This window comes from Bordetella ansorpii, assembly GCF_900078315.1.
GTDB classification, from domain to species: Bacteria; Pseudomonadota; Gammaproteobacteria; order Burkholderiales; family Burkholderiaceae_B; genus Bordetella; species Bordetella ansorpii.
In genome coordinates this window covers 326,819-350,983 of the sequence record NZ_FKBS01000014.1, presented here as the reverse complement: position 1 = coordinate 350,983, position 24,165 = coordinate 326,819, and the positions used below count along the sequence as shown (strand labels likewise).

The 24,165-nt window shown below is 68.0% G+C and carries 27 protein-coding genes; 17 read left to right on the top strand and 10 right to left on the bottom strand.

Annotation, left to right across the window (positions count from 1 at the left end):
• The first annotated feature begins 143 nt into the window (after positions 1-143).
• Positions 144-1,034, top strand: a complete 891-nt coding sequence (locus A7W11_RS09300) for a LysR family transcriptional regulator (RefSeq protein ID WP_066410787.1) — start codon at positions 144-146, stop codon at positions 1,032-1,034.
• A 43-nt stretch (positions 1,035-1,077) separates the two neighbouring features.
• On the opposite strand, the gene A7W11_RS09295 is transcribed toward A7W11_RS09300, so the two are convergent.
• From A7W11_RS09295 to purT, 8 genes are all read right to left on the bottom strand, one after another.
• The gene (locus A7W11_RS09295) at positions 1,078-1,632 is read right to left on the bottom strand and encodes an adenine phosphoribosyltransferase (protein ID WP_066410786.1); all 555 of its coding nucleotides are present in this window, start codon (positions 1,630-1,632) and stop codon (positions 1,078-1,080) included.
• Positions 1,633-1,685: 53 nt separating this feature from the next.
• On the bottom strand, positions 1,686-3,395 hold the full coding sequence (gene cydC / locus A7W11_RS09290; RefSeq protein WP_066410785.1) for a thiol reductant ABC exporter subunit CydC: 1,710 nt from the start codon (positions 3,393-3,395) through the stop codon (positions 1,686-1,688).
• The gene (gene cydD / locus A7W11_RS09285; RefSeq protein WP_066410783.1) at positions 3,392-5,209 is read right to left on the bottom strand and encodes a thiol reductant ABC exporter subunit CydD; all 1,818 of its coding nucleotides are present in this window, start codon (positions 5,207-5,209) and stop codon (positions 3,392-3,394) included. The genes cydC and cydD overlap by 4 nt, the downstream gene beginning before the upstream one ends.
• A gap of 4 nt (positions 5,210-5,213) precedes the next feature.
• Positions 5,214-5,339 (bottom strand): cytochrome bd-I oxidase subunit CydX, encoded by a 126-nt coding sequence (gene cydX, locus A7W11_RS09280; protein ID WP_066128216.1) that lies wholly within the window; start codon positions 5,337-5,339, stop codon positions 5,214-5,216.
• Between the two features lie 16 nt (positions 5,340-5,355).
• Positions 5,356-6,510 carry a cytochrome d ubiquinol oxidase subunit II gene (gene cydB / locus A7W11_RS09275; protein WP_066410780.1) on the bottom strand — a complete coding sequence of 385 codons (1,155 nt, stop codon included), beginning with the start codon at positions 6,508-6,510 and terminating at the stop codon, positions 5,356-5,358.
• Between the two features lie 13 nt (positions 6,511-6,523).
• Entirely contained in the window at positions 6,524-8,095 is a 1,572-nt protein-coding gene (locus tag A7W11_RS09270; RefSeq protein ID WP_066410778.1) for a cytochrome ubiquinol oxidase subunit I, read from the bottom strand.
• Positions 8,096-8,215: 120 nt separating this feature from the next.
• A complete protein-coding gene (locus A7W11_RS09265; protein ID WP_066410775.1) occupies positions 8,216-8,761 on the bottom strand; it encodes a GbsR/MarR family transcriptional regulator in 546 nt (181 codons plus the stop codon).
• Positions 8,762-9,101: 340 nt separating this feature from the next.
• Positions 9,102-10,319, bottom strand: coding sequence for a formate-dependent phosphoribosylglycinamide formyltransferase (gene purT / locus A7W11_RS09260; RefSeq protein ID WP_066410772.1), 1,218 nt, complete (start codon positions 10,317-10,319; stop codon positions 9,102-9,104).
• 127 nt (positions 10,320-10,446) lie between these two features.
• Between purT and A7W11_RS09255 the strand changes: the two genes are divergently transcribed.
• From A7W11_RS09255 to A7W11_RS09210, 10 genes are all read left to right on the top strand, one after another.
• A complete protein-coding gene (locus A7W11_RS09255; RefSeq protein ID WP_066128245.1) occupies positions 10,447-11,436 on the top strand; it encodes a KpsF/GutQ family sugar-phosphate isomerase in 990 nt (329 codons plus the stop codon).
• A gap of 3 nt (positions 11,437-11,439) precedes the next feature.
• Positions 11,440-12,042, top strand: a complete 603-nt coding sequence (locus A7W11_RS09250) for a KdsC family phosphatase (protein WP_066128248.1) — start codon at positions 11,440-11,442, stop codon at positions 12,040-12,042.
• A 9-nt stretch (positions 12,043-12,051) separates the two neighbouring features.
• The gene (gene lptC, locus A7W11_RS09245; protein WP_066128250.1) at positions 12,052-12,684 is read left to right on the top strand and encodes an LPS export ABC transporter periplasmic protein LptC; all 633 of its coding nucleotides are present in this window, start codon (positions 12,052-12,054) and stop codon (positions 12,682-12,684) included.
• Positions 12,681-13,304 carry a lipopolysaccharide transport periplasmic protein LptA gene (gene lptA, locus A7W11_RS09240; protein WP_066128255.1) on the top strand — a complete coding sequence of 208 codons (624 nt, stop codon included), beginning with the start codon at positions 12,681-12,683 and terminating at the stop codon, positions 13,302-13,304. The genes lptC and lptA overlap by 4 nt, the downstream gene beginning before the upstream one ends.
• A gap of 46 nt (positions 13,305-13,350) precedes the next feature.
• Entirely contained in the window at positions 13,351-14,142 is a 792-nt protein-coding gene (lptB, locus tag A7W11_RS09235; protein ID WP_066128258.1) for an LPS export ABC transporter ATP-binding protein, read from the top strand.
• 225 nt (positions 14,143-14,367) lie between these two features.
• A complete protein-coding gene (gene hpf / locus A7W11_RS09230) occupies positions 14,368-14,703 on the top strand; it encodes a ribosome hibernation-promoting factor, HPF/YfiA family (RefSeq protein ID WP_066128261.1) in 336 nt (111 codons plus the stop codon).
• Between the two features lie 311 nt (positions 14,704-15,014).
• Positions 15,015-15,470 (top strand): PTS sugar transporter subunit IIA, encoded by a 456-nt coding sequence (locus tag A7W11_RS09225; protein WP_066128922.1) that lies wholly within the window; start codon positions 15,015-15,017, stop codon positions 15,468-15,470.
• A 7-nt stretch (positions 15,471-15,477) separates the two neighbouring features.
• Entirely contained in the window at positions 15,478-16,404 is a 927-nt protein-coding gene (gene hprK, locus A7W11_RS09220) for an HPr(Ser) kinase/phosphatase (RefSeq protein ID WP_066128264.1), read from the top strand.
• A gap of 276 nt (positions 16,405-16,680) precedes the next feature.
• On the top strand, positions 16,681-17,550 hold the full coding sequence (gene rapZ, locus A7W11_RS09215; protein WP_066128267.1) for an RNase adapter RapZ: 870 nt from the start codon (positions 16,681-16,683) through the stop codon (positions 17,548-17,550).
• Positions 17,551-17,563: 13 nt separating this feature from the next.
• On the top strand, positions 17,564-18,526 hold the full coding sequence (locus A7W11_RS09210) for a septal ring lytic transglycosylase RlpA family protein (protein WP_162270275.1): 963 nt from the start codon (positions 17,564-17,566) through the stop codon (positions 18,524-18,526).
• Positions 18,527-18,602: 76 nt separating this feature from the next.
• On the opposite strand, the gene A7W11_RS09205 is transcribed toward A7W11_RS09210, so the two are convergent.
• Together A7W11_RS09205 and rsmI are read right to left on the bottom strand one after the other, a co-directional pair.
• A complete protein-coding gene (locus A7W11_RS09205; RefSeq protein ID WP_066410771.1) occupies positions 18,603-19,172 on the bottom strand; it encodes a methylated-DNA--[protein]-cysteine S-methyltransferase in 570 nt (189 codons plus the stop codon).
• A complete protein-coding gene (gene rsmI / locus A7W11_RS09200; RefSeq protein ID WP_066128276.1) occupies positions 19,169-20,113 on the bottom strand; it encodes a 16S rRNA (cytidine(1402)-2'-O)-methyltransferase in 945 nt (314 codons plus the stop codon). The genes A7W11_RS09205 and rsmI overlap by 4 nt, the downstream gene beginning before the upstream one ends.
• A gap of 98 nt (positions 20,114-20,211) precedes the next feature.
• On the opposite strand from rsmI, the gene A7W11_RS09195 reads away from it, so the two are divergent.
• From A7W11_RS09195 to A7W11_RS28980, 6 genes are all read left to right on the top strand, one after another.
• Positions 20,212-20,733, top strand: a complete 522-nt coding sequence (locus tag A7W11_RS09195; protein WP_066413734.1) for a YraN family protein — start codon at positions 20,212-20,214, stop codon at positions 20,731-20,733.
• Positions 20,734-20,741: 8 nt separating this feature from the next.
• Positions 20,742-21,335 (top strand): phosphoheptose isomerase, encoded by a 594-nt coding sequence (locus A7W11_RS09190; RefSeq protein ID WP_066128925.1) that lies wholly within the window; start codon positions 20,742-20,744, stop codon positions 21,333-21,335.
• Entirely contained in the window at positions 21,332-22,087 is a 756-nt protein-coding gene (locus A7W11_RS09185; protein WP_066413731.1) for a BON domain-containing protein, read from the top strand. The genes A7W11_RS09190 and A7W11_RS09185 overlap by 4 nt, the downstream gene beginning before the upstream one ends.
• Positions 22,084-22,575 carry a peroxiredoxin family protein gene (locus tag A7W11_RS09180; RefSeq protein WP_066128279.1) on the top strand — a complete coding sequence of 164 codons (492 nt, stop codon included), beginning with the start codon at positions 22,084-22,086 and terminating at the stop codon, positions 22,573-22,575. The genes A7W11_RS09185 and A7W11_RS09180 overlap by 4 nt, the downstream gene beginning before the upstream one ends.
• Before the next feature lie 250 nt (positions 22,576-22,825).
• Positions 22,826-24,007: a CaiB/BaiF CoA transferase family protein gene (locus tag A7W11_RS09175; RefSeq protein ID WP_066410770.1), complete on the top strand. Its 1,182-nt coding sequence runs from the start codon at positions 22,826-22,828 to the stop codon at positions 24,005-24,007.
• Positions 24,004-24,135 (top strand): hypothetical protein, encoded by a 132-nt coding sequence (locus A7W11_RS28980; RefSeq protein ID WP_268874728.1) that lies wholly within the window; start codon positions 24,004-24,006, stop codon positions 24,133-24,135. Before A7W11_RS09175 ends, A7W11_RS28980 begins: the two co-directional genes overlap by 4 nt.
• Positions 24,136-24,165 lie beyond the last annotated feature (30 nt).

Sequence of the window (24,165 nt, the reverse complement as noted above, 5' to 3'; positions counted from 1 at the left end):
AACAGATTGAATACCGCCCGGGACGCCCCAGTAAAAACCCTCGCTTTTGCAAACTTTATTCCATCTGTGGAAATATTTGCCGGGATATCATCCATTACATACAAAAGAGGCGCCAATGCCCGCTGCACCAAGAAGGTCGCCAGATGGATATCCAGCTAAACGACATCGCCCTGTTTGTCGAAGTCGCCAAACGCAAGAACTTCAGCCATGCCGCCGAGGCGTTGGGCATTCCGACGTCCACGCTGTCGCGCCGCGTCACCGAGCTCGAGCGCGGCATCGGCATGCGCCTGCTGAACCGTAGCACCCGCCGCATCGACCTGACCGAAGCCGGCGCCGTGTATTTCGAGCGCTGCCGCCACATCGTGGAAGAGGCTCGCGTCGCGCACGAGCAATTGCTGGACATGGCCGCGCAGCCCAAGGGCCGCCTGCGTATCTCGATGCCCACCAGCCTGGCACAGTTGTTCCTGCCGGTGGTGATCCGCGAATTCCGCGCCCAGTACCCCGACATCGAGTGCGATTTCGACCTGAGCATGCGGCCCATCGATCCGATCAGCAATCCGTACGATCTGGTGCTGCGCTTCGGCCAGCAGCCGGACTCCAGCCTGATCGCACGGCAGATCGTACTGATGACGCAACACCTGTACGCCTCGCCCGCCTACCTGGAACGCTACGGCGAGCCGCGCACGCCGTCCGACCTGAGCCACCACGAATGCCTGCGGCCGGCGATGACGGACGTGATGTCCTACTGGGTGCTGCACTCGGGCGAAAAGGTCGAACGCGTGCAGGTCTCGGGCCGCCTGGCGGCCAACAACGTCGGCATGCTGGGACGCCTGGCCAGCCAGGGGCTGGGTATCACCCCGCTGCTGGTGTTCGAGGCCATGGAACGCGCCATCACGCAGAGCGGCCTGGTGCGCGTGCTGCCCGACTGGGCGCTGACGCCGCTGCCGCTGTTCGCGCTGCTGCCTTCCCGCATGATCCCCGCCAAGACGCGCGCGTTCCTGGATTTCATCCAGCCCAGGCTGAACGAGGCATGAGAGGCAAAGCGCGCGGCAACCGCGCGCATCCTGTGCCCGGCAATCAGACCGGGTCTTCGGCGCCGAACTGACAGACCGTGTACAGCGGCGTTCCCGTGGCGGCGATCTGCCTGGAGCCGCCCAGCTCGGGCAGGTCGATGACGGCAGCCGCCTCGACCACATTGGCGCCCAGGCGCTGCAACAGCTTGATGGCCGCCAACATGGTGCCGCCGGTGGCGATCAGGTCGTCGACCAGCAGCACGCGCTGGCCGGTGCGCACCGCATCCGTATGCATCTCGACGGTGGCATTGCCGTATTCCAGCGAATAGGATTCGGCCACGGTGCGGAACGGCAGCTTGCCCTTCTTGCGCACGGGCACGAACCCCAGGTTCAGTTCATAGGCCAGCACGCTGCCCAGGATGAAGCCGCGCGCATCGACGCCCGCGACCAGGTCGAGCCGCTGGCGCATGTAGCGATAGACGAAGAGATCGATCAGGGCACGGAAGGTGCGCGGATCCTGCAGCACGGGCGTGATGTCGCGGAACATCACGCCTGGCGAGGGCCAGTCGGGGACGCTGCGTATGGTGCGCCGTACAACTTCGGCGTAATCGGTCTGCATGGTGGACGTCCCCGGAATGGCAAAGCAGCCCGCACTATACCCGCGCGGATCGCTCAAGCCAATGACGCCGGCTGGCCTTCGGCCAGCCGTCCCGCATGCAACCGCAAACGCCGGTGCACGGCGCCCTCCGGCAACGCGGCATGGGTGGCCAGCACGACGGTGCGGCCCCGCACCGCCTGGCCCAGGTCGCGCAGGAAGGCGGCCTCGGTCGCGGCATCCAGGCCCGCGGTGGGCTCGTCCAGCAACAGCACCGCGGCCGGCGACAGCACGACGCGCGCCAGGCACAGGCGGCGGGCCTGGCCCGCCGACAGGCCGGCGCCGGTCTCGCCCACCCAGGTGTCCAGGCCCTGCGGCAGGCCACGCACGAAGTCGTCCAGCCGCGCGGCGGCCAGCGCCGCCCACAGCGCGGCATCGCCGGCCTGCGCATCGCCGACCAGCAGATTGGTGCGGATGGTGCCCAGGAAAACGGGGGAATCCTGCGAGAGCAGCGCGATGCGCTGGTGCAGCGCCTGCTGGGCGCATTGCCGCACGTCGCAGCCCCCGTAGGTGATGCGTCCATCCAACGGATCGTCCAGGCGCAGCAGCAGATGCAGCAGCGTGGACTTGCCCGATCCGCTGGCGCCCTCGATGGCGACCCGTTCGCCCGGCGCCACGCGCAGGTCGGCGCCATCCAGCACCCATGCGCCGGGGGCCGCATCGGGATAGGCGTAGCGCAGGCCATGCGCCTGCAGGTCGCCCGTCACGGGCAGCGGCTGCGGCAAGGCGACGTCCTGCAGATCGGGCTCGGCGGCAACGATGTCGCGGATACGCGCGGCGGCGGCGCGTGCCGCGCCCAGGCGCGACACACCGCGCATCACCGGGCCCGCCACCTCGAAGATACCGATGGTGGCCAGCAGCAGGCCGGCCATCAAAGGCCCGGAAATCGTCCCGTCGGACAGGCCGCCCAGGCCCACCCACAGCACCGACAGCATGGCGGCGCCCGCGGCGGCCTGCAGCATCCATTGGCCGGCGGCCGCAATGCGCGCCTGCCGTTGGCGCGCCCGCCCGGCTTCCAGGCACAGGGCCTCGAAACGCTGCTGCGCGGGCGCCGCGGCGTGCATGGCGGTGATGTCGGCATGGCCTTCGACCGCATCCAGCACCGCCGAGCGCAGGCCCGCGGCGCTTTCCTGCAAGGCGGCGCCGGGGCGCTTCGAGGCTCTCACCAGCAGCAGCGGCACCAGCACGCAGGCCGTGAACAGCGCCAGGGCCACGGCCAGGCCGGCAGCCGGCAACCACCAGCCCACCACCAGCGACAGCACCGTGCCGCCCAGCAGGGCGGTTGCCACGGGCGCCGCGACGAACAGGAAGATGGTGTCCAGCGCATCCACGTCGCCCGTCAGGCGCGCGATCAGGTCGCCGCCGCGGTAGCGCGCCAGTTGGCGCGGCGACAGGCGGATCAGCGCACGGAACACCGAGCCGCGCAGGTCGGCCAGCAGATGCAGCGTGGCCGCATGGCCCACCAGGCGTTCGGCATAGCGCGCGCCGATGCGCAGGAAGGACAGCCCGCGCACCATCGCGGACGGCACGAAGAGATTGAACGCGGAACCTGCACCGGCCAGCGCCGCGCCGGTCAGAAACCAGCCCGACACGCCCAGCAGGCCCGTGCCCGCCGCCACGGTGACCAGGGCCAGCAGCAAGGCGGCGGACAGGCTGCGCCAGCGGCGCAGGTACAGGGCGCGCAGGCGGCCGCGCCGGGTGACGGGTTGCGATGGGGATGGGCTCATGCCACCTCCACCCACTTGCCCGACCGCAGCACCAGGCGGCGCGGCAGGCGGCTGGCGACCGCTTCGGCGTGCGTGGCCATCAGCACGGTGCGGCCCTGCGCGAACGCCAGCAGTTCATCGAGCACACGTGTCTGCGTGCCGGCATCCAGGTGCGCCGTGGGCTCGTCCAGCAGGATCAGGCCCGGATCGCGCAGGAACAGGCGCGCCAGCGCCACGCGCTGCGCCTGCCCGCCCGACAGGCCGCGTCCGCGGCTGGCCAGGCGCGTGTCCAGGCCTCGCGGCATGGCCTGGGCGAACTCCATCACGCAGGCACGGTGCGCGGCATCGGCCACGTCCTGCGCGCTGGCATCGGGCCGTGCCAGGCGGATGTTGTCGGCGATGGTGCCTTCGAACAGATACGGCTTCTGGCCGATCAGCGCCACGCGGCTGCGCAGCCCGGCCTCGTCCCACTCGGACAGCGCCAGGCCGTCGAGCGCGATGGCGCCGGAGGTTTCACGCAGGCGGCACAGGGCTTCGAGCAGCGTGGTCTTGCCCACGCCGCTGGCGCCCATCAAGGCCACGTGCTCGCCGGGGGCCAGCGCCAGATCCAGTTCGTTCAAGATGGGTTGGCCACGGCCGGGCACGGAGACCGTCAGCCCGTGCACCTGCAGCCGCGAGGCACAGCGGGCCGCGCGCGGCGGCATGGCGCAAGACGGGCCGGCGCGCGCAGCCACGGCCTGCACCGCGCCGGCCGCTTCGGTGGCGGCCTGGGCATCGGCCGCACCGGCAGCCACGGGCTCGCTGCCCGGCAAGCCGTCGAACGCCTGCTCGATCTGCGTGACGGCAGCGCGCGCGGCGGCGCGGTCGTGATAGTGGGCGGCGAACAGGCGCAGCGGGGCATACACCTCGGGCGCCATCAACAGACAGAAGAAACCGGCCTGCAGCGTCAGCGCCTGGCTGCGCACGTCCAGATACCCCAGATACGTCAGGCCGATATACACCGCCACGCCGGCCACGCCCAAGGCGGCAAAGAATTCCAGCACGGCGGAGGAAAGAAAGGCGATGCGCAGCACCGCCATGGTCCGTTCGCGCAACGCCGAGCTGGCTTCGGCCACGGCCTGGGCTTCCGCCTCGGCACGGCCGTGCAGCTTCAATGTGGACAGGCCGCGCAAACGGTCGGCGAAGAAGCCCGACAGGCGGGCAAAGGCGCGCATGTGGCGGCGGCTGGCGGCTTCCGCGCCCCACCCCACCAGCGCCATGAACAGGGGGATCAGCGGCGCCGTGACCAGCAGCAGCAGGCCGGACACCACGTCCACCGGCAGCAGCACGACCGAGAACGCCACGGGCAGTACGGCGGCCGCTCCCATCGAAGGCAGATAGCGCGCGAAGAAACCGTCCAGCGCCTCGACCTGGTCGACCACCGCGCTGGACAGCTCGCCGGACGCGCGCTGGCGCGTCCATTGCGGGCCGGCGTTCAGCAGGCGGGCGAACAGGGCCTGGCGTACCTGGCGCTTGATGCGCTCGGCGGCCTGCGCCCCGGCGCGCTCGGCCAGCCAGGCCAGGCCCGCCCGCGCCAGGATCAGCGCGGCAATGGCGGCCAGCGAACCGATGAGCTCGGCGCGCGGCGCGCCCCGCGCGATGGCCGCGTCCAGCACGCGCGCCAGCAGCCAGGCCTGCGCCACCAGCAGCACGCCGCCCAGCAGCGGCGCGCCGGCGGCCAATGCCAACGGCACGCGTGCGGTGCGGGCCAGGCCGCCCAGCCAGCGCGTTTGCGCCCGCGTGGGCCGGCCCAATGCGGCCGAGGGATCGTGCTCGATGCCGGACGGGCTGCTCACGGTCTTACTCTTCGGGCGGCAGGTTCAGGGGATCATGCGCATGGCCTTCGCGCAGCTCGAACCACATCGCGTTGACGATGCCGAAGATGCAAGCCAGGCTCAGGCCCAGGATCCAGGAGAAGTACCACATGGTCGAAGCTCCTCAATCAGTAGGAATTGGGCGTATCGCCCACGGTTTCGTGCGTGACCTTGCCGCGCATCACGCGGTACACCCAGGCGGTGTACACGGTGATGATGGGCAGGAAGAACGCGGTGGCCAGCACCATGATCCACAGCGTCATCGGGCTGGACGAGCTGTCCCATACCGTCAGGCCGGCGTTGGGCTGGCTGGACGAGGGCATGATGAAGGGGAACAGCGAGAAGCCGACGGTGAGGATGACGCCGGCGATGGACACCGACGAGGCGATGAAGCTGCCCGGACCCGCGCGCAGGATCATCAGCAGCGCCGCGCCCAGCGCGCCCGCCACGCCCATGATGGGCGCCACCCACATGAACGGCCACTTGTAGTAGTTGGCCATCCAGCCGCCCGGCACCAGGTCTACCGTCTTGGCCAGCGGATTGGACGGGCCGGCCGTGTCGATGGCGCTGGTGATGACGTGGCCGTCGACGCCGTTGGACACCCAGAAGCCGCCCGCGGTGAACAGCACCACGGTCAGCGCGGCGGCGATGCAGCCCCACTTGCGGGCGCGCTCGGCCACCACTTCCTCGGTGCGCCAGGCCAGCAGCACGGAACCGTGCATGGCCAGCATCACCACGCTGAGCACGCCGGCCAGCAGCGCGAACGGCGTGAACAACTGGAAGAAATGCCCTTCGTACACGGGCCGCATCGACGCCGGCTCGAAGCCCGAGGGCACGCCCAGGATGACGTTGCCCATGGCCACGCCGAACACCAGCGAAGCCACCACGCCGCAGAAGCACAGCACGGCGTCCCAGCGGCTGCGCCACACGGGGCTCTCGAACTTGCTGCGGTACTTGAAGGCCACCGGACGCAGGATCAGCGCCAGCAGCACCAGCATCATCGCCAGGTAGAACCCGGAGAACGAGGCCGCGTACAGCAGGGGCCAGGCGGCGAAGATGGCGCCGCCGGCCGTGATCAACCACACCTGGTTGCCTTCCCAGACCGGGCCGACCACGTTGATGACGATGCGCCGTTCGGCGTCGGTCCTGGCGACGATGGGCAACATCGCCGCCGCGCCCAGGTCGAAGCCATCCATGACGGCGAAGCCGATCAAGAGCGCGCCCAGCAACGCCCACCACACGACACGCAGGGTGCCGTAATCAAGAGGAATCAAACTGTCCATGTCGGCTCTCCGTTCAGGCTTCAATCGCCGCTTGGATGGGATCGGCGGACCGGCGCGGCGCCGGCTTGTCGGACTTGGGACCCGCCTTGATGGCATGCAGCATCACCTTCACGGCAATGACCAGCAGCACCGTGTACAGCACCAGGAAGATGCCCAGGCTGATGGCCAGGTCCACGAAGGTGAGGCCGGATGCCGCGTAGTACGTGGGCAGCACGCCTTCGATCACCCAGGGCTGGCGGCCGTACTCGGCCACGAACCAGCCGCACTCGATCGCCACCCACGGCAACGGCAGGCTCCACAGCGCCACCTTCAGCAGCCACGGGCGCGCGTCCAGCCTGCCGCGCGAGGCCAGCCAGAAGGCCACGGCGAAGAACAGGATGAGGTACATGCCGACCGCGACCATGACGCGGAACGTGATGAACAGCGGCGCCACGTTGGGTACGGTGTCCAGCGCGGCCTGCTTGATCTGCGCGTCGGTCACCTTGCTCAGGTCTTCTTCGTAACGCTTGACCAGCAGGCCATAGCCCAGGTCGGGCCAGGTCTTGTCGAAGGTCATGCGCGCGTCGACGTCCTTGGGATTGGCGCGGATGCGCTGCAGGGCCTGGTACGCGACGATGCCCTCGCGGATGCGCGTCTCGGCGCGCAGCACCAGATCGTCGATGCCCAGCAGCGGCGTGGTCAGCGAGCGCGTGCCGATGATGCCCATGACGTACGGGATCTCGATGGCATAGTCGTTGCGGCGCTCTTCCTGGTTCGGGATGGCGAACAGGTTGAAGCTGGCGGGCGCGGGCTCGGTGTGCCACATGGCTTCCATGGCCGCGATCTTCATCTTCTGGTGTTCGGTGGTCAGGTAGCCGCTTTCGTCACCCAGCACCACCACCGACAGCGAGGCCGCCAGGCCGAAACTGGCCGCCACCGCCATCGAGCGCTTGGCCAGGTCGACGTGACGGCGGCGCAGCAGGTACCAGGCGCTGATCGACATCACGAACATCGCGCCGGCCACGTAGCCCGCGCTGACCGTGTGCACGAACTTGGCCTGCGCCACGGGGTTGAACACCACCGCGGCGAAGTCGGTCATTTCCATGCGCATGGTGTCGGGATTGAAGATCGCGCCCACCGGGTTCTGCATCCAGCCGTTGGCGATCAGGATCCACAGCGCCGAGAAGTTGGTGCCGAAGGCGACCAGCCAAGTCACGATCAGGTGGCCGACCTTGGACAGGCGGTTCCAGCCGAAGAAGAACAAGCCGACGAAGGTGGCTTCCAGGAAGAAGGCCATCAGCCCTTCGAGGGCCAGCGGCGCGCCGAAGATGTCGCCCACGTAGTGGCTGTAGTACGACCAGTTCATGCCGAACTGGAACTCCATCACCACGCCGGTGGCCACGCCGATGGCGAAGTTGATGCCGAACAGCGTGCCCCAGAACATGGTCATGCGCTTCCAGATCTGGCGTCCCGTCATCACGTACACGCTTTCCATGATGGCCAGGATGAACGACAGGCCCAGGGTGAGCGGCACGAACAGGAAGTGGTAGAGCGCGGTCGCGGCGAACTGGAAGCGCGACAGGTTGACGACGTCGATATCAATCATGGCCATGCTCCCGGGCAGCGGAGAAAAGTCCCGCGGCAGGTTGGCGTGGCAGACAGCCGGGCCACGATACGGAACGGATGCGCATCTTCATCTTAGTGTTTCCAACGGGCGCGGCTGGCTTCAATCCCGACCGCGCAACTTACCGGCGAACCCAAGCACCTTCTGAACCCGGGACCCCATCTTCATCAGGCTTTGCAGGGTGTCGGGGGGAAGGCGCTGTATCTCATCGAACCAGCCGGTGGAAAGTTCGATGAGTTCGAGCATTTCGTGCATGCGCTTCTGGGCGTGGGCCTCGGACGAGTCCTTGGGGGCATCCAGCAGCGTGTCGCGCAACAGGGTCAATGTGGGATCGATCTCGCGCTTGCGCTTCTCTTCCATCAGGATGCGGAAGATCTCCCAGACATCCTTGGGCGTTTCGAAGTAATCGCGGCGGTCGCCCACCTGGTGCACCAGCTTGACCAGGCGCCAGGACTGCAGTTCTTTCAGGCCCATGCTGACGTTGGAGCGCGAGAAGCCCAGCTTCTCGGCGATGTCGTCCGCGTGCAGGGCATCCTCGGCCAGGAACAGCAGCGCGTAGATCTGGCCGACAGTGCGATTGACGCCCCAACGGCTGCCCATTTCGCCGAAATGCAGGACGAAGCGCTCGGTCTGAGGGGAAAGCGGCATGGCGTTTATTTTTCGTTACGTTGATTTCAGTAATTCCTGAAATTATCGAACTTTGCGAAATCAAAAGCAACCGACTCGCCAAAAACCTTACTCCCAGTGATGTCATCTTGCCACCCCGGCCCTGCCAAAGCACTGGGCGACCCCGCGTTTTGTTGCGCTAGGACAAATTTCTGGCAGGTAGAAGGCCGCGGTGCGGGCTCAAGCCCATGCGGTCGAACGCGCAGGCGGCGTGTACGGAGCGGTGATGCCAGAATCGTCGCCCGCCGTCACCGCCCAGAAAAAGAAAAGCCCCCTCACGGGGGCCGATGACGAAGGCTCGATCCGGCGGCTGCTATCGCGATCAGTCCTTCCGCACCGTCACGGCCGACGATACGCGGCGCGCCTTGGCGCGCGCCTGCGTGACGTCCAGCGCGGTGGCCAGGCCCACACCCATGCGGCGCTTGGCGAACGACTCTGGCTTGCCGAACAGGCGCACGTCGGTGCCGGGTTCGGCCAGCGCCTGGGCCACGCCATGGAACGTGACGTCCTTGGCATCGACCCCGCCGTAGATGACGCTGCTGGCGCCCGGCTGCGTGAGCGCGGTGTCCACCGGCAGGCCCAGCAGCGCACGCGCATGCAGTTCGAATTCGTTCTGCACCTGCGTAATCATGGTGACCATGCCGGTGTCGTGCGGACGCGGGCTGACCTCGGAGAACCAGACCTGATCGCCCGCCACGAACAGCTCGACACCGAAGATGCCCAGGCCGCCCAGTTCGGACGTGACCGCCAGCGCCACGTCGCGCGAGCGCGCCAGCGCGGTCGGCGACATGGGATGCGGCTGCCAGCTTTCCACGTAGTCGCCGTCGACCTGCTTGTGGCCGATGGGTTCGCAGAAGCGGGTTTCGATCTCGCCGCCGGCGCCACGGGCGCGCACCGTCAGCAGCGTGATCTCGTATTCGAAATTGATGAAACCCTCGACAATGGCGCGCCCGCCGCCCACCCGGCCGCCCTCCTGGGCGTAACGCCAGGCCTGGGCCACGTCGTCGGCGCCGCGGATGACCGACTGGCCCTTGCCGGACGAGGACATCACCGGCTTGATGACGCAGGGATAGCCGATGCCGCCGTCGATGGCCTGGCGCAGTTCGGCTTCGCTGTCGACGAAACGGTACGGCGAGGTGGGCAGGCCCAGCGTTTCGGCCGCCAGCCGGCGGATGCCCTCGCGGTTCATGGTGAGCTGGGCGGCGCGGGCGGTGGGTGTGACGCGCACCTGGCCGGCGGCCTCGAGCTCGACCAGCAGGTCGGTGGCGATGGCCTCGATCTCGGGCACGATGACGTGCGGCTTTTCGGCCTCGATGACCTGGCGCAGGGCCTGCGCGTCGGTCATGGACACCACGTGGGCGCGGTGCGCCACCTGGTGGCCCGGCGCGTCGGCATAGCGGTCGACGGCGATGACCTCGACGCCCAGGCGCTGCAAGGCGATGATCACTTCCTTGCCCAGCTCTCCGGACCCCAGGAGCATGACGCGGGTGGCGGACGGCGACAGCGGAGTACCGAGGACGGGAGCGGGAAAAGAGGACATGGCAGGTTTATCAGGGACGGAAAAAGCGGAAAAAAGCGCCTCGATAGCGGGCGCCGGATAGCGTCGCCAGCATGCCACACGCCACCAGGGCGGGCAACCGCCGCCCGGTACGATTAAAATCCCGCGAATGATCGATCATCCCACCCCCTCGCCGGACGACGCCATCGCATCGGCCCGCCGCACGCTGCAAGTCGAAGCCCAGGCCATCCAGGATCTCTCTTCGCGCCTGGACGACAGTTTCAGCCGCGTCGTGCACATGCTGCTGGAATGCCGCGGACGCGTTGTCGTCAGCGGCCTGGGCAAGACCGGCCACATCGCCCGCAAGATCGCCGCCACCTTCGCCTCCACGGGAACCCCTGCCTTTTTTGTCCATGCCGGCGAAGCCGTGCATGGTGACCTGGGCATGATCACCGCGGACGACGTACTGATCGCCATCTCGTATTCGGGAGCCGGCCAGGAACTGCTGACCATCCTGCCCGTGGTGCGCCGCATGGGCGCCGGGCTGGTGGCCATCACCGGCAACCCCACCTCCGAACTGGCCCTGCAGGCCGACGTGCACCTGGACGCCAGCGTGGCCCAGGAAGCCTGCCCGCTGAACCTGGCCCCCACCGCCAGCACCACCACCGCGCTGGCGCTGGGCGATGCGCTGGCGGTCGCCTGCCTCGAGGCGCGCGGCTTCGGCACCGAGGATTTCGCCCGCTCGCACCCCGGTGGCGCGCTGGGCCGCCGCCTGCTGACCCACGTGCGCGACGTGATGCGCCACGGCGCCGGCCTGCCCACCGTGCCGGTCGACGCCCCCCTGTTCCGCGCCCTGGAGGAAATCTCCGCCAAGGGCATGGGCATGACGGCGGTGGTGGATGGCGACGGTTATCCTGTCGGCATCTTCACCGACGGCGATCTGCGCCGCCTGATCGAACGGTGCGGCGACGTGCGCGGACTGGCGGTCAACGAAGGCATGACGCGCGCGCCGCGCACGATCTCTCCCGACGCGCTGGCGGCCGAGGCCGCCCAGCAGATGGACGAATTGCGGTTGAATCAGGTACTGGTGGTCGACGGCGAAGGCAAGCTGATCGGCGCTGTGCATACTCACGATCTGATGGCCGCCAAGGTAGTGTAAAAAATGACGAACCCGACTTTCGCCACCCATCCCGGCGAGGCCCTCGTATTGGCCCGCGTGGCCCCCAACGCGCGCGAACGCGCCGCCGCCGTCCGCCTGATGGTGTTCGACGTCGACGGCGTGCTGACCGACGGCAGCCTCTACTACGGCGAGAACGGCGAGCAGATGAAGCGCTTCCATGCGCTGGACGGCCACGGCCTGCGATTGCTGATGGAGGGCGGCGTGAAGGTCGCGCTGATCACCGGCCGCTCCGGTCCCATCGTCGCCCGCCGCGCGGCCGAACTGGGCATCGCCGACGTGCAGCAAGGCGTGCGCGACAAGGGCACGGCGCTGGCTGAACTTGCCCAGCGCCACTCGGTCCAACTGAACGAGACGGGCTATATGGGCGACGACATCATCGACCTGCCCGCCATGCAACGCGCCGGCTTCTCGGCCAGCGTGCCCAACGCCCCCGGCTACGTGTCGCAATCCGCCCACTGGATTGCAACTTTGCCAGGCGGCAGCGGCGCCGTACGCGAATGCTGCGACCTGCTGCTGGCCGCCCGCGGCCGGTTGGCCGGCTTCCTTGCCGGTCCCGCGCTGCTCGACCGCGACGTCATACAGTAACGGCTGCCAATGAAAGAACGCTTTCCCGCCCTCATCGCCCTGTTCCTGCTGACCGCGCTGGTCCTTGGCACATGGTGGGCGGCCGACTACGCCCAACGCGCCGTGCAAGTCGATCCGCCGCGCCGCGTCACGCATGAAATGGACAGCTGGGCGCGCGGCTTCGTCATGCTGCGCACCGATCCCGACGGCAAGCCCATCAACCGCATCGAAGGCGAGTACGCCGAGCACTTTCCCGACGACGACTCGTACCACGTCACCTCGCCGCGCGCGATCGGCCAGCAGGAAGGCAATCCCATCACGGTGGGCGTCTCGAAGACCGCGATCATCGAAGCGGGCGGCAAGCGCATCGTCATGAACGGCGACGCCCACATACACCGCCAGCCCGATGCCCGCAACGATCCGCTGGACGTGCGCAGCCAGCAACTGATCATCCTGCCCGATGAGGACGTCGTACTCACCGATCTGCCTGCCCAAGTGTTAAAAGGCAATTCACGCATGAACGGCACGGGCATGCACTATGACAACAAGACCCGGCAACTGCGGGTATCGTCGTCCTCCGACGTCGAGATCGCCGGGTCCGAGTCGCGCAAACGCCAGCAAGGCGACAGCGCGCCGGACAACTCCAACCAGAAACAACCATGACCCTTCCGATCGCTTCCGCCACGACCCGCCTGCTGGGCGCCCTGCTGCTGGCCGCCGCCTGCGCGCAGGCCCAGGCGGCGCAACCCGCGCAGCAGGAAGATCCCAGCACGCTGATCCTGTCCGACACGCTGCACTACGACGACATCAAGCGCCAGAGCGTCTTCACGGGCAACGTCGTGCTGACGCGCGGCCTGATGAAACTGAACGCCGACAAGCTCGAAGTCAACGAGGACGCCAAGGGCAACCAGCACGGCGTGGCCACGGCCAACAAGGGCAAGATGGTGACGCTGCGCCAGGAACGCCCCGAGACCTTCGAGACCATCGAGGGCGTGGGCCTGCGCGCCGAATATGACGGCGGCAGCAGCCAGTTCGACCTGATCGGCCAGGCCGTGGTCACGCGCTTCATCTGTGGCAAGCCCTTCGACGTCATCCGCGGACAGCGCGTGCGCTACAACGACAAGACGGGCACCTACGAAGCCGAAGGTGGCCCGAACTCGTCGGCGCCGGGCGGCCGCGTGCGCTCGCTGGCCGAACCCCGCGCCAAGACCGAGGCGGCCATCGCGCAATGCCGCGCCCAGCAAGGCAAGAAGCCGGCGGCCGACGCCCAGAAGGCCAAGTAATCCTCCGTCCTTCGCCAGGCGCCTCCACACCGCATTTGCATTCACGATGACCGAACCCACTTCGCCCGCCCTGTCCGCCGCCACTTCGGGCTCCCGCCAGGGCACTTTGCAGGCTACCGGGCTGCGCAAGACCTACAACGGCCGCACCGTGGTGCAGGACGTCTCGCTGTCCGTCGCGGGCGGCGAGGTCGTGGGACTGCTCGGGCCCAACGGCGCGGGCAAGACCACCAGCTTCTACATGATCGTCGGGCTGGTGCCGGCCGATGCCGGCCGCATCGAGATCGACGGCTCGCCCATCACCGCGATGCCGATCCACAAGCGCGCGCGCATGGGCCTGTCGTACCTGCCCCAGGACGCCTCGGTGTTCCGCCGCCTGACCGTCGAGCAGAACATCCGCGCGGTGCTGGAACTGCAGGTCGATGCCCAGGGCAAGACGCTGTCGACCGCCAGGATCAAGGAAGAGCTCGAGTCCCTGCTGGACGAGCTGCAGATCGGCCATATCCGCGCCAATGCGGCCATCTCCCTGTCCGGCGGCGAACGCCGCCGCGTCGAAATCGCACGCGCCCTGGCCACGCGCCCCCGCTTCATCCTGCTGGATGAACCCTTCGCCGGGGTGGACCCGATCGCCGTGATCGAGATCCAGCGCATCGTGCGCTTCCTGAAAGGCCGCGGCATCGGCGTGCTGATCACCGACCACAACGTGCGCGAAACCCTGGGCATCTGCGATCGCGCCTACATCATCAGCGAAGGCAAGGTGCTGACCGACGGCCATCCCGACGAGATCGTCGGCGATCCTGCCGTGCGCCGTGTCTATCTCGGTGAGCACTTCCGGATGTAACGCCGGACGTCGGCGCATTCCCCGCCAGTCACCCCCGGGAAAATCCCAATCCTGCCTGCGGCGCGGTCACAATTTTGGTGGTCCGCGCCGCTTGTTTTGGGCGGCAGAGTCTATACACTAGGAATCAAAGACAGTTTGATTACACGACTACAGGAGGATCTGCCTAGCGATTCACACGCGCATCCCGCGCATCTGTTTTTTCTCTTTTTTCTAGGAGAGCAGCTTATGAACCTGAGCATCAGCGGTCGTCATCTCGACGTCACCCCGGCCATCCGGGAATATGTCATGAACAAACTGGCGCGAGTGCTGCGGCATTTCGATCACGTCATCGATACCCAGGTCATGCTCTCAGTGGAGCCATTGCGCCACAGAGCCGAAATCACCATGCGCTTGCGCGGCAAGGACATCCATTGCGAAGCCGTGGATGAGAACCTCTACGCCGCCATCGATCTGCTGGCCGACAAGATCGACCGCCAGGTCCTCAAGTACAAGGACAAGGTCCAGAGCCACGCCACCGACTCCGTCAAGCGGCAACCTGTCGAACTGACGCAGCAGTTGTGATGAGCGCCACGGCGCACGCGCGCCGCATGCTCTGCACACCGGGCCGATAGCGCCCACGAACCGATGTCCCGACTTCCGTGTGCCGGGACATCGGCATCAAGTACCTTCCCTCCGAGCGTTGCATCCATGCCCGCCCGCTCTTCACAGCGCCGGCCGCATGCGGCTATGCTTATCCATCGACTCGCCGTGCATATTTCGCCGCCGGCCCGCGCAAAGGCCAAAACGCCCTCCGAGACAGGGGCAATCCACCCGCCGCGCGGGGCCGGCCCATCGTTTTTTGCACTGCGACATAAAAACCTATAATGCTTCGCATGAATCATCTGTCGCGCATCCTATCCGCCGGCAATGTCGTGCTCGACATGCAGGCCACCAGCAAGAAACGGGCGTTCGAACAGGCAGGCCTGCTATTCGAGAACCTTCATGGCCTGGCACGCTCCGTCGTGTTCGACAGCCTGTTCGCCCGCGAGCGCCTGGGATCCACGGCGCTGGGCCAGGGCGTCGCCGTGCCGCATGGCCGCGTCAAGGGCCTGCAGCAAGCCCAGGCCGCGTTCCTGCGCCTGGCGCAGCCCATTCCGTTCGACGCCCCCGATGGCCAGCCGGTATCGATGCTGCTGTGCCTGCTGGTCCCCGAAACCGCCACGCAACAGCACCTGGACATCCTGGCCGAGTTGGCCCAATTGATGTCGAACAAGCCCCTGCGCGATGCACTGGCCACCGAAGCCGATCCGGCCGTGGTGCATCGCATGCTCACTACCGGACAACTCTGACACCGCCATGCTTACCGTCCAGGAACTGGTCGACGACAACGCCGACACGATCTCGTTCCACTGGATTGCCGGTCAGAACGCCGCAGACCGCGCCATCCCCGACGACGGCATGGCTGCCGCCGACCTGGTGGGCCACCTCAACCTGATCCACCCATCGCGGGTGCAGGTATTCGGCCAGGAAGAGCTTGCGTACTACACGCGCTTCGACCTGCGCCGCCGCATGCACCACATGGACGAGTTGCTGATCGGCGGCGTGCCGGCGATCCTGCTGGCCGACGGCCTGACGCCGCCGCAAGACCTCGTCGACCAATGCGAGCAGCATCAGGTGCCGCTGCTGTCCACCCCGGTGGCCGCCGCGCAGTTGATCGACCTGCTGCGCATCTACCTGGGCAAGAAGCTGGCGCCCACCACCACGGTGCACGGCGTCTTCATGGACGTGCTGGGCCTGGGCGTGCTGATCACCGGCGAATCGGGCCTGGGCAAGAGCGAACTGGCGCTGGAACTGATCTCGCGCGGCCACGGTCTGGTGGCCGACGACGCGGTCGAGTTCTCGCGCACCGCCCCCAACGTCATCGAGGGCCATTGCCCGCAGTTGCTGCAGAACCTGCTGGAAGTGCGCGGCCTGGGCCTGCTGGACATCCGCACCATCTTCGGCGAGACCTCGGTGCGCCGCAAGATGCGCCTGAAACTGATCGTGCACCTGGTGCGCGCCACCGCACAGGACAAGTTCGAACGCCTGCCCCTGCAGGACATCACGCAGGACATGCTGGGCCTGCCGGTGCGCAAGGTCATGCTGCAGGTGGCCGCCGGCCGCAACCTGGCCGTGCTGGTCGAGGCCGCCGTACGCAACACCATCCTGAAACTGCGTGGCATCGACACGCTGGGCGAGTTCATGGAGCGCCAGGCCATGGCGATCCTGCAGAACAGCAAGTGACCAGACGGTGACACGCCGTGGGGACGGCCACCGCCCCTCGGCCCGATTTCGACTTGTGTTGAAATATTTACGCGATGACAGGGCGGTAACATCCTGAGGTCGGCGGCATCGTCGCCCATCGGATTTCCGGCCCTCGGCCTCCTCGGCTGGCCGCGCAGGCCGCGCCCCCGCGTCGTGCGCCGTGGTTGCCCCCTCGCAGGGGCAATGAGCCGAAAAGTACGGCGTCCAAGGCCTTTTACCGTTCTCCCCGCCGCAAACCATGCCACAATCACAGCCATGTTGAGCGTCGTCCTAATCACCGGCATCTCTGGCTCCGGCAAATCCGTCGCCCTGCGCATGCTGGAAGACACCGGCTATACGTGCATCGACAATCTGCCGGTGCGGTTCCTCAGCGAGTTCATCGCCACCTCGTCGGCCAACGACACCACGCAGCGCGTGGCCATCGCCATCGACGTGCGTTCGCCGGGCGAGCTGGCAGAACTTCCCGATGCCATCACCGCGTTGCGGTCGCTGGGCACCAGTCTGCGCGTGGTGTTCCTGGACGCGGACACCGACACGCTGGTGCATCGTTATTCCGAATCGCGGCGCCGCCACCCCCTGACCGACCGCGCCGCGCGCCTGGGCCGCAATCCCTCGCTGCAAGGCTGCATCGATCTCGAACGCGACATGCTGGCGCCGCTGCGCGAGCAGGCGCACGTCATCGACACCACGGCGCTCACGCCCGGCCAGCTGCGCGCCTGGATGCGCGACCTGATCCAGGCCGACCGCGCGCCGCTGGTGCTCACGTTCGAATCCTTTGCCTACAAGCGCGGCGTACCTAACAGCGCCGACCTGCTGTTCGACGTACGCTGCCTGCCGAACCCGCACTACGACAGCACGCTGCGTCCGCTGACCGGCCGCGACGAACCCGTGGCCAACTGGCTGGCGGGCTTCGACGTGGTGGGCAACATGATCGACGACATCGCCGGCTTCATCCGGCGCTGGCTGCCCGAATACACGAAGGACACCCGCAACTACCTGACGGTGGCGGTGGGCTGCACCGGCGGACAGCACCGGTCGGTCTACGTGGTCGAGCAACTGGCCCGCATCTTCGCCGACCACGAACCGCTGCTGGTGCGCCATCGCACCCAACTGCCGGACGAATGATCCACCGCACATGATCCTGCTGCCCCGTTCCTTCGCGCTGCTGGCGACCCTGATGCTCGCCATTGTCATGGCGGGATGTTCGTCCACCGGCGAACGGCGCAGCGCGGGGGGCGGCGGCTACTACAAGGACGACGGCCCCGGCAGCAACCCGCCGTCCAACCTCGACGCCATTCCCGACGCCGTGCCGCGCATCGAACCGCTGGCCAGCGGCGCCAACCGCCCCTACGTGGTGTTCGGCAAACGCTACGTGCCGGACCTGGACGACGACGTGCACCACCAGGAAGGCATCGCCTCCTGGTACGGCAAGAAATTCCACGGCAACTCGACGTCCAACGGCGAAAAGTACGACATGTACGCGATGACGGCCGCGCATCCCACCTTTCCCATCCCCAGCTACGCGCGCGTCACCAGCAAGGTCAATGGCCGCACCGTCATCGTGCGCGTCAACGACCGCGGGCCTTTCCACAGCGACCGCATCATGGATCTGTCCTATGTGGCCGCCTACAAGCTGGGCCTGATCGGGCCGGGCAGCGGTCCGGTCACGGTCGAACGCATCCTGCCCGAAGAGATCAATTCCATGATCGCCCGCAACGGCTCGGGCGGCGCCGGCAACGAACCCGTCGCCACGCCCATCGCCGAAGCCAGCAGCTCGCAGGCGGCGGTGCTGCCCGTGGCGGCAAGCCTGCCGGTCACTGCGCCTGCGCGGCCGTTACCGCAGGCGGCGCCCGCGGTAACGGCCGCGGCGGGTGGGTTCTATCTGCAGTTGGGCGCCTTTGGCCAGCAGGCCAATGCGCAATCGTTGGTCAACCGCATCAACACGCAGCTCGACGCGGGTACGCCGCCCGCCGTCATCGTGCAGACCAACCAGCTGTACCGCGTGAAGATCGGCCCTTATCCCAACCGCGAAGCCGCGCTGGGCGCGGTACAGCAGGTATCTTCGCGCACCGGCATCCTGCCCACGCTGGCTGCGCAATAACGACGCCCCCAACCGAGCCTTCGGCTGGCGGTCCAGCTCGCGGTGCGCCGGCCGCTCGGATCCGCCAGGCAAGAACCTACCAGGGCAGTTCGGCCTGCGCGTTCGATGTGCGGCGCGTGCGGGCATCGGGCCCGGCATAGCGGTGCCCCTCGTGCGCCAGCAGTTCACGCTTGCGCGCCAGGCCGCTGCTGAAGCCAGTGAGCGACGTGTCGTGGCCGATCACGCGATGGCACGGAATGAAGATCACCAGCGGATTGCGGCCCACGGCGCCTCCCATCGGCCGCACGGCCTTGGGCCTGCCGATGCGGCGCGCCAGGTCGCCGTAGCTGACCAGCTCGCCGAATTCGAGCTCGATGAGCGCACGCCACACCTGACGCTGGAAATCGGTGCCGATCGGGCGCATGGGCACGTCGAAACGCTGCCGCTGGCCCGCGAACCATTGCGCCAGTTCCTCTTCGGCCTGGCGCAGCACCGGCGCAGTTTCGCACTGCCAGTGCGCGGGCGCGGGCTCGTCGTCGCGGGCCAGGAAACTGGCTTCGCACAGGGCATCCTCTTTGCTGACCAGGCGCAGCGTGCCCAGCGGCGTGGCAATGTCCTGGTAGCGGTAGCGGCCCTGCACGTCGCCGGCGGCCTGCTTCTGCCTCATGCCTGCTGCTCCTTGCGCGCCAGGGCACGGTTGTACAGCTTGTCGCGCGGCAGGCCGGTGACGCGCGCGGCCACGCGGGCGGCATCGCGCACCGACAGGCTTTCCAGCAAGGCGTCCAGCAGCGTGTCGGTCTGCGGGTCCATGTCGGCGGCTTCTTCGTCATCGACCGCCGTCACGACGGCCTCGTGGACGATCAGCACGAATTCGCCCTGGCCGCGATGGGAATCGGCGGCCAGCCATTCGGCGGCCTCGCCCAGCGGCACGGTCGCGATCTCTTCGAAGCGCTTGGTCAGTTCGCGCGCCACGGTCAGGCGGCGCGACGGCCCGCAGACTTCCAGCAGATCGGCCAGGGTGGCGGCCAGCCGGTGCGGCGACTCGAACATCAGCACCGGCGCGGGCAACGCGCACCAGCTGCGCAGCCAGCGTTGCCGCGCCGTGGCCTTGGGCGGCGCGAAACCGGCGAAGGCATAGGCAGGGTTTTCGTCGGAGGTGGCGCCGCTGCCCATCAGGGCGGCGATGACCGCGCTGGGACCCGGAATCGGCACCACGTTGTAGCCAGCCTCGCGCGCGGCGCGCACCACCCGCGCGCCGGGATCGCTGACGGCGGGCGCACCCGCATCGGACACCAGCGCCACGCGCTGGCCTTGCGCCAGGCGCTCGCAGATGGCTTGCGCGGCGGCGGCCTCGTTGTGGCGGTGGGCGGCCATCAGCGGCGTGGAAATGCCCCAGGCGTCCAGCAGGGTGCGGCTGGCGCGGGTGTCCTCGGCCGCGATCACGTCGGCGCGGGCCAGGGCCTGCCAGGCCCGCAGGCCCAGGTCGCCCAGATTGCCGATGGGCGTGGCCACCACGTACAACGTGGCCTCGGGCCAGTGCTGGGCGGCGACGCGCTCGGCCACCCGGCGCCAGGCATCGCCCGCCACGGGTGAGACATCTTGATTCATCGCAAAGCTTCGCGGCAGTCGGAAGTGTGCCAGTGTAGCCCTTCATGCCTGGCCGGCACGCGCGGCGGGCGTCCTGTTTCCCTTGCATGCACCTGGACATGGCCGACGATAAGATCCCGCTCTCCTCCGATCCCGACACGCTGGCCTACACCCTGGCGGCTGCCCGGCGCGGCAAACGGCGGCGCCGGCCCAGCGGCTCGCGCAAGCCTCGCGCCGCGGCCGGGAACGAACCGCGCCTGTCGCCCTCGCAGCGGCGCGGCCTGGCCTTCGAGGACGACGCCCTGGAACTGCTTGCCGGACACGGCCTGCAGCCGCTGGCCCGCAACCTGCGCGCCTCGCCCGGCGAGATCGACCTGGCGCTGCGCGACGGCGACACGCTGGTGCTGGTCGAGGTGCGGGCGCGCGGCAATGGCCGCTACGGCGGCGCGGGGGCCAGCATCGACCGCGCCAAGCAGCGCCGCCTGGCCCGGGCCGCGGCCTTGCTGCTGCCCAGGCTGGCCGAGCGGCACTGGAACGGCCGCATCCCGCCCGTGCGTTTCGATGCCGTGCTGTTCGATGGCGACGCGCGACCCCAATGGGTGCGCGCGGCCTTCAGCGTCGACGACGGGATGGTGAGATAATGCGCGCCATGGATATGACCTCCCGGATGACGTCGCACTTCCGCGACGCGATCGGCCTGTTCGAACAAAGCATGCACACCCTGGCGGAACCGCTTTCCGCCGGTGTCGACCTCATGTTCTCGGCCCTGGCCAACAATGGCCGGATTTTGGCCTGCGGCAATGGCGGCTCCGCCGCCGACGCGCAGCATTTCATCGCCGAACTGGTCGGCCGCTTCGAGCGCGAACGACTGCCGCTGGCCGGCATCACGCTCAGCGCCGATACCTCCATCCTGACGGCGGTAGGCAACGATTACGGTTTCGACGAAGTCTTCGAGCGCCAGGTCAGCGCGCTGGGCCAGCACGGCGACATCCTGGTGGCCCTGTCCACCAGCGGCAACTCGCCCAACGTGGTGCGCGCCATCGAAGCCGCCCGCGACCGCGAGATGCACGTCATCGCCCTGACCGGCAAGGGCGGCGGCGTGATCGGGGAACTGATGACACCGCAGGACGTCCATCTCTGTGTGCCACATGACCGCACCATGCGCATCCAGGAAGTCCACGGACTGTTGCTGCATGCGCTGTGCGACGGCATCGATGCCCTCTTGCTTGGAGACACCGAATAATGACGAACGCCACCGCCGCTTCCCGTGCTTGCCTGCTGGCCACCGTGCTGGCCTGCGCCGTGGCCCTGCCCGGCTGCGTGCCGCTGGTCCTGGGCGGCGCCGCCGCCACCACCGCCGTGGTCGCCACCGACCGGCGCACCACGGGCATCCAGCTCGAAGACCAGAACATCGCCCTGAAGGCCCAGAACCAGATCGGGCAGAAGCTGGGCGACGCGGCCCGCATCAACGCCACCTCGTACGAAGGCCGCGTCCTGCTGACCGGCGACGTGCCCTCCGAAGCCGCCAAGGCCGAAGCCACGTCCATTGCGCAGCGCGTCGAGCACGTCAAGACGGTCTACAACCAATTGACGGTCGGCCCTGCCGCCTCGCTGGGTACGCGCAGCAACGACTCCTGGCTCAGCTCCAAGGTCCATGCCTCGCTGCTGAACGCGCGCTACGTGCCTTCCAGCACCATCACCGTCACCACCGACCGCGGCGTGGTCTACCTGATGGGCAAGGTCACCAAGATCGAGGGCGACTATGCCGCCGCCACGGTGTCCGGCGTCGGCGGCGTGGCCAAGGTGGTCAAGCTGTTCAACATCATCAGCCGCGAAGAGGCCGTGCGCCTGTCCGGCGGCGCCAATGACCAGGTCGAACCGAACAAATCCGGCTCGGCCGAACCCTCCGCCCCCGTCGCCCCCATCGAAGACAGCGGCACGTCAGCCACCAGCGTCGATACTGGCGGTTCGATGCAAACCATGCCCATCAAATGAAAAAGATCATCCTCGCCCTGGCCGTGGTGGTGGCCGCCGGTATCGGCGGCTGGTTCGTCATGCGCCCCGCCCCCACCGCCCCCGACGTCACGTTCACCATGATCGACGGCAAGCAGGTCAGCATGCAGGACCTGCGCGGCAAGGTCGTGCTGGTCAAGTTCTGGGCCACCAGCTGCGTCACCTGCGTGAAGCAGATGCCGGAAACCATCAAGGCCTACAACGAGTACGCCCCCAAGGGTTACGAGGCCGTGGCGGTGGCCATGTCCTACGATCCGGCCAACTACGTGCTGAACTTCGCCGAAAGCCGCAAGCTGCCCTTCCCGGTGGCGCTGGACAGCAAGGGCGACGTGGCCCGCGCCTTCGGCGACGTGCGCCTCACGCCCACCGCCTTCCTGATCGACAAGCAGGGGCGCATCATCAAGCGCTACCTGGGCGAGTACGACGTGGCGGAATTCCATTCCACCGTCGAGAAGGCGCTGGCGGGCTGAAGCTGCCGGGCTTCAAACGGCGTTGCACGAAGCGAAAAGACCCTGTGGGGTCTTTTTTTCCGCCGGGCCGTCCCAAGGCAAGAAACAGGGGGCAGCAAGCCGAAGGCGCGACGTGGAGGCTTTTTTGCTTTTGGCCGGATCGACGCCGCCATGAACGTTTCTGCCAATCAGTTTCACGCAAACCGCCATTCCTGACAGCCCGCGCGCCGACCTAGACTGGGGCAGCCTCATTCGTCCCCCTTCGCGCCCCATGTCCGTCGTCCAGAATGCCTCGACCGCCCCTCGCGCGCCCCTGCAGGGCGTACGCGTACTCGACCTGACCCGCCTGCTGCCGGGCCCGATGTGCACGCTGCACCTGGCGGACCTGGGCGCGGATGTCATCAAGATCGAGGATACCGGTGCGGGCGACTACGCCAATCCCGCCAGCCGGCAGATGCTGCATCGCAACAAACGGGCGCTGCGCATCGATCTGAAGCAGCCCGAGGGGGTTGCCGTGCTGCATGCCCTGGCGCGCGAGGCGGACGTGCTGGTCGAAAGCTTCCGGCCCGGCGTCACCGCACGGCTGGGGGTCGGCTACGCGGCGCTGTCCGCCATCAATCCGCGCCTGGTGTATTGCAGCATCACGGGTTATGGGCAGGATGGCCCGTATCGGGACGAGCCCGGCCACGACCTGAACTACTGCGCCCTGACGGGCGTGACCGACCAGATCGGCCGCGACGGCCAGCCGCCGTCCCTGTCGAACGTACCCGTGGCCGACCTGCTGGGCGGCGCCGTGACTTCGGCCATGGGCATCCTGGCCGCGCTGTTCGACGCCCAGCGCACAGGCCAGGGCCGGCACGTGGACATCGCCATGGCCGACGCGATGCTGGCCCATGCCATCGTGCCGATGGTGTCGCTGGCCACGCATGGCCGCACGCTGCCTGCCGGCCAGGACACGCTGACGGGCGCGTTGCCCTGCTACGCCGTGTACCGCACGCAGGACGGACGGCACCTGGCGGTGGGTGCGCTGGAACGCAAGTTCTGGGACCGGTTCTGCGAGGTGCTGGACCGGCCCGATCTCAAGCCGCTGCACCGCCCTCGGGATGCCGCCGAATCCGCCCGGGTGCGCGGCGAGGTGGAACGCCTCATCGGCGCCCGGCCGCTCGACCACTGGCGGCGGCATTTCGCGGGCACGCAGTGCTGCGTCACGCCGGTCGTGCGATTGGACGAGGCGCTGGAGGATCCCCACTTCCGGGCGCGCGGCATGGTGATCCCGCCGGCCACGCCCGGCGGACCGGTACAGCTGGGCAGTCCGGTGCGCATGTCGGGGCATGCGTTCGCCATCCATCGCGACGCCCCCTCGCCCGGCCAGCATTGCGACGAGATACTGGCCCAGGCGGGCTATGGCGAGGCGGCCCGGGCGGCGCTACGCCGCAGCGGGGCCATAGGGTGATCCTCGTCGACGCCATGCGCCCGCGCGCGGCCCGGGCCGGCCACCTGCGCGGCACCGGCCAGCATGCGTTGCCGATCACGGCATCCGGGCCGCCGGGCAAGGCTGCTGTCCGGCACGATCGGCTCTGAGGCATGCGTCATACAATGCCCAGCACTTGC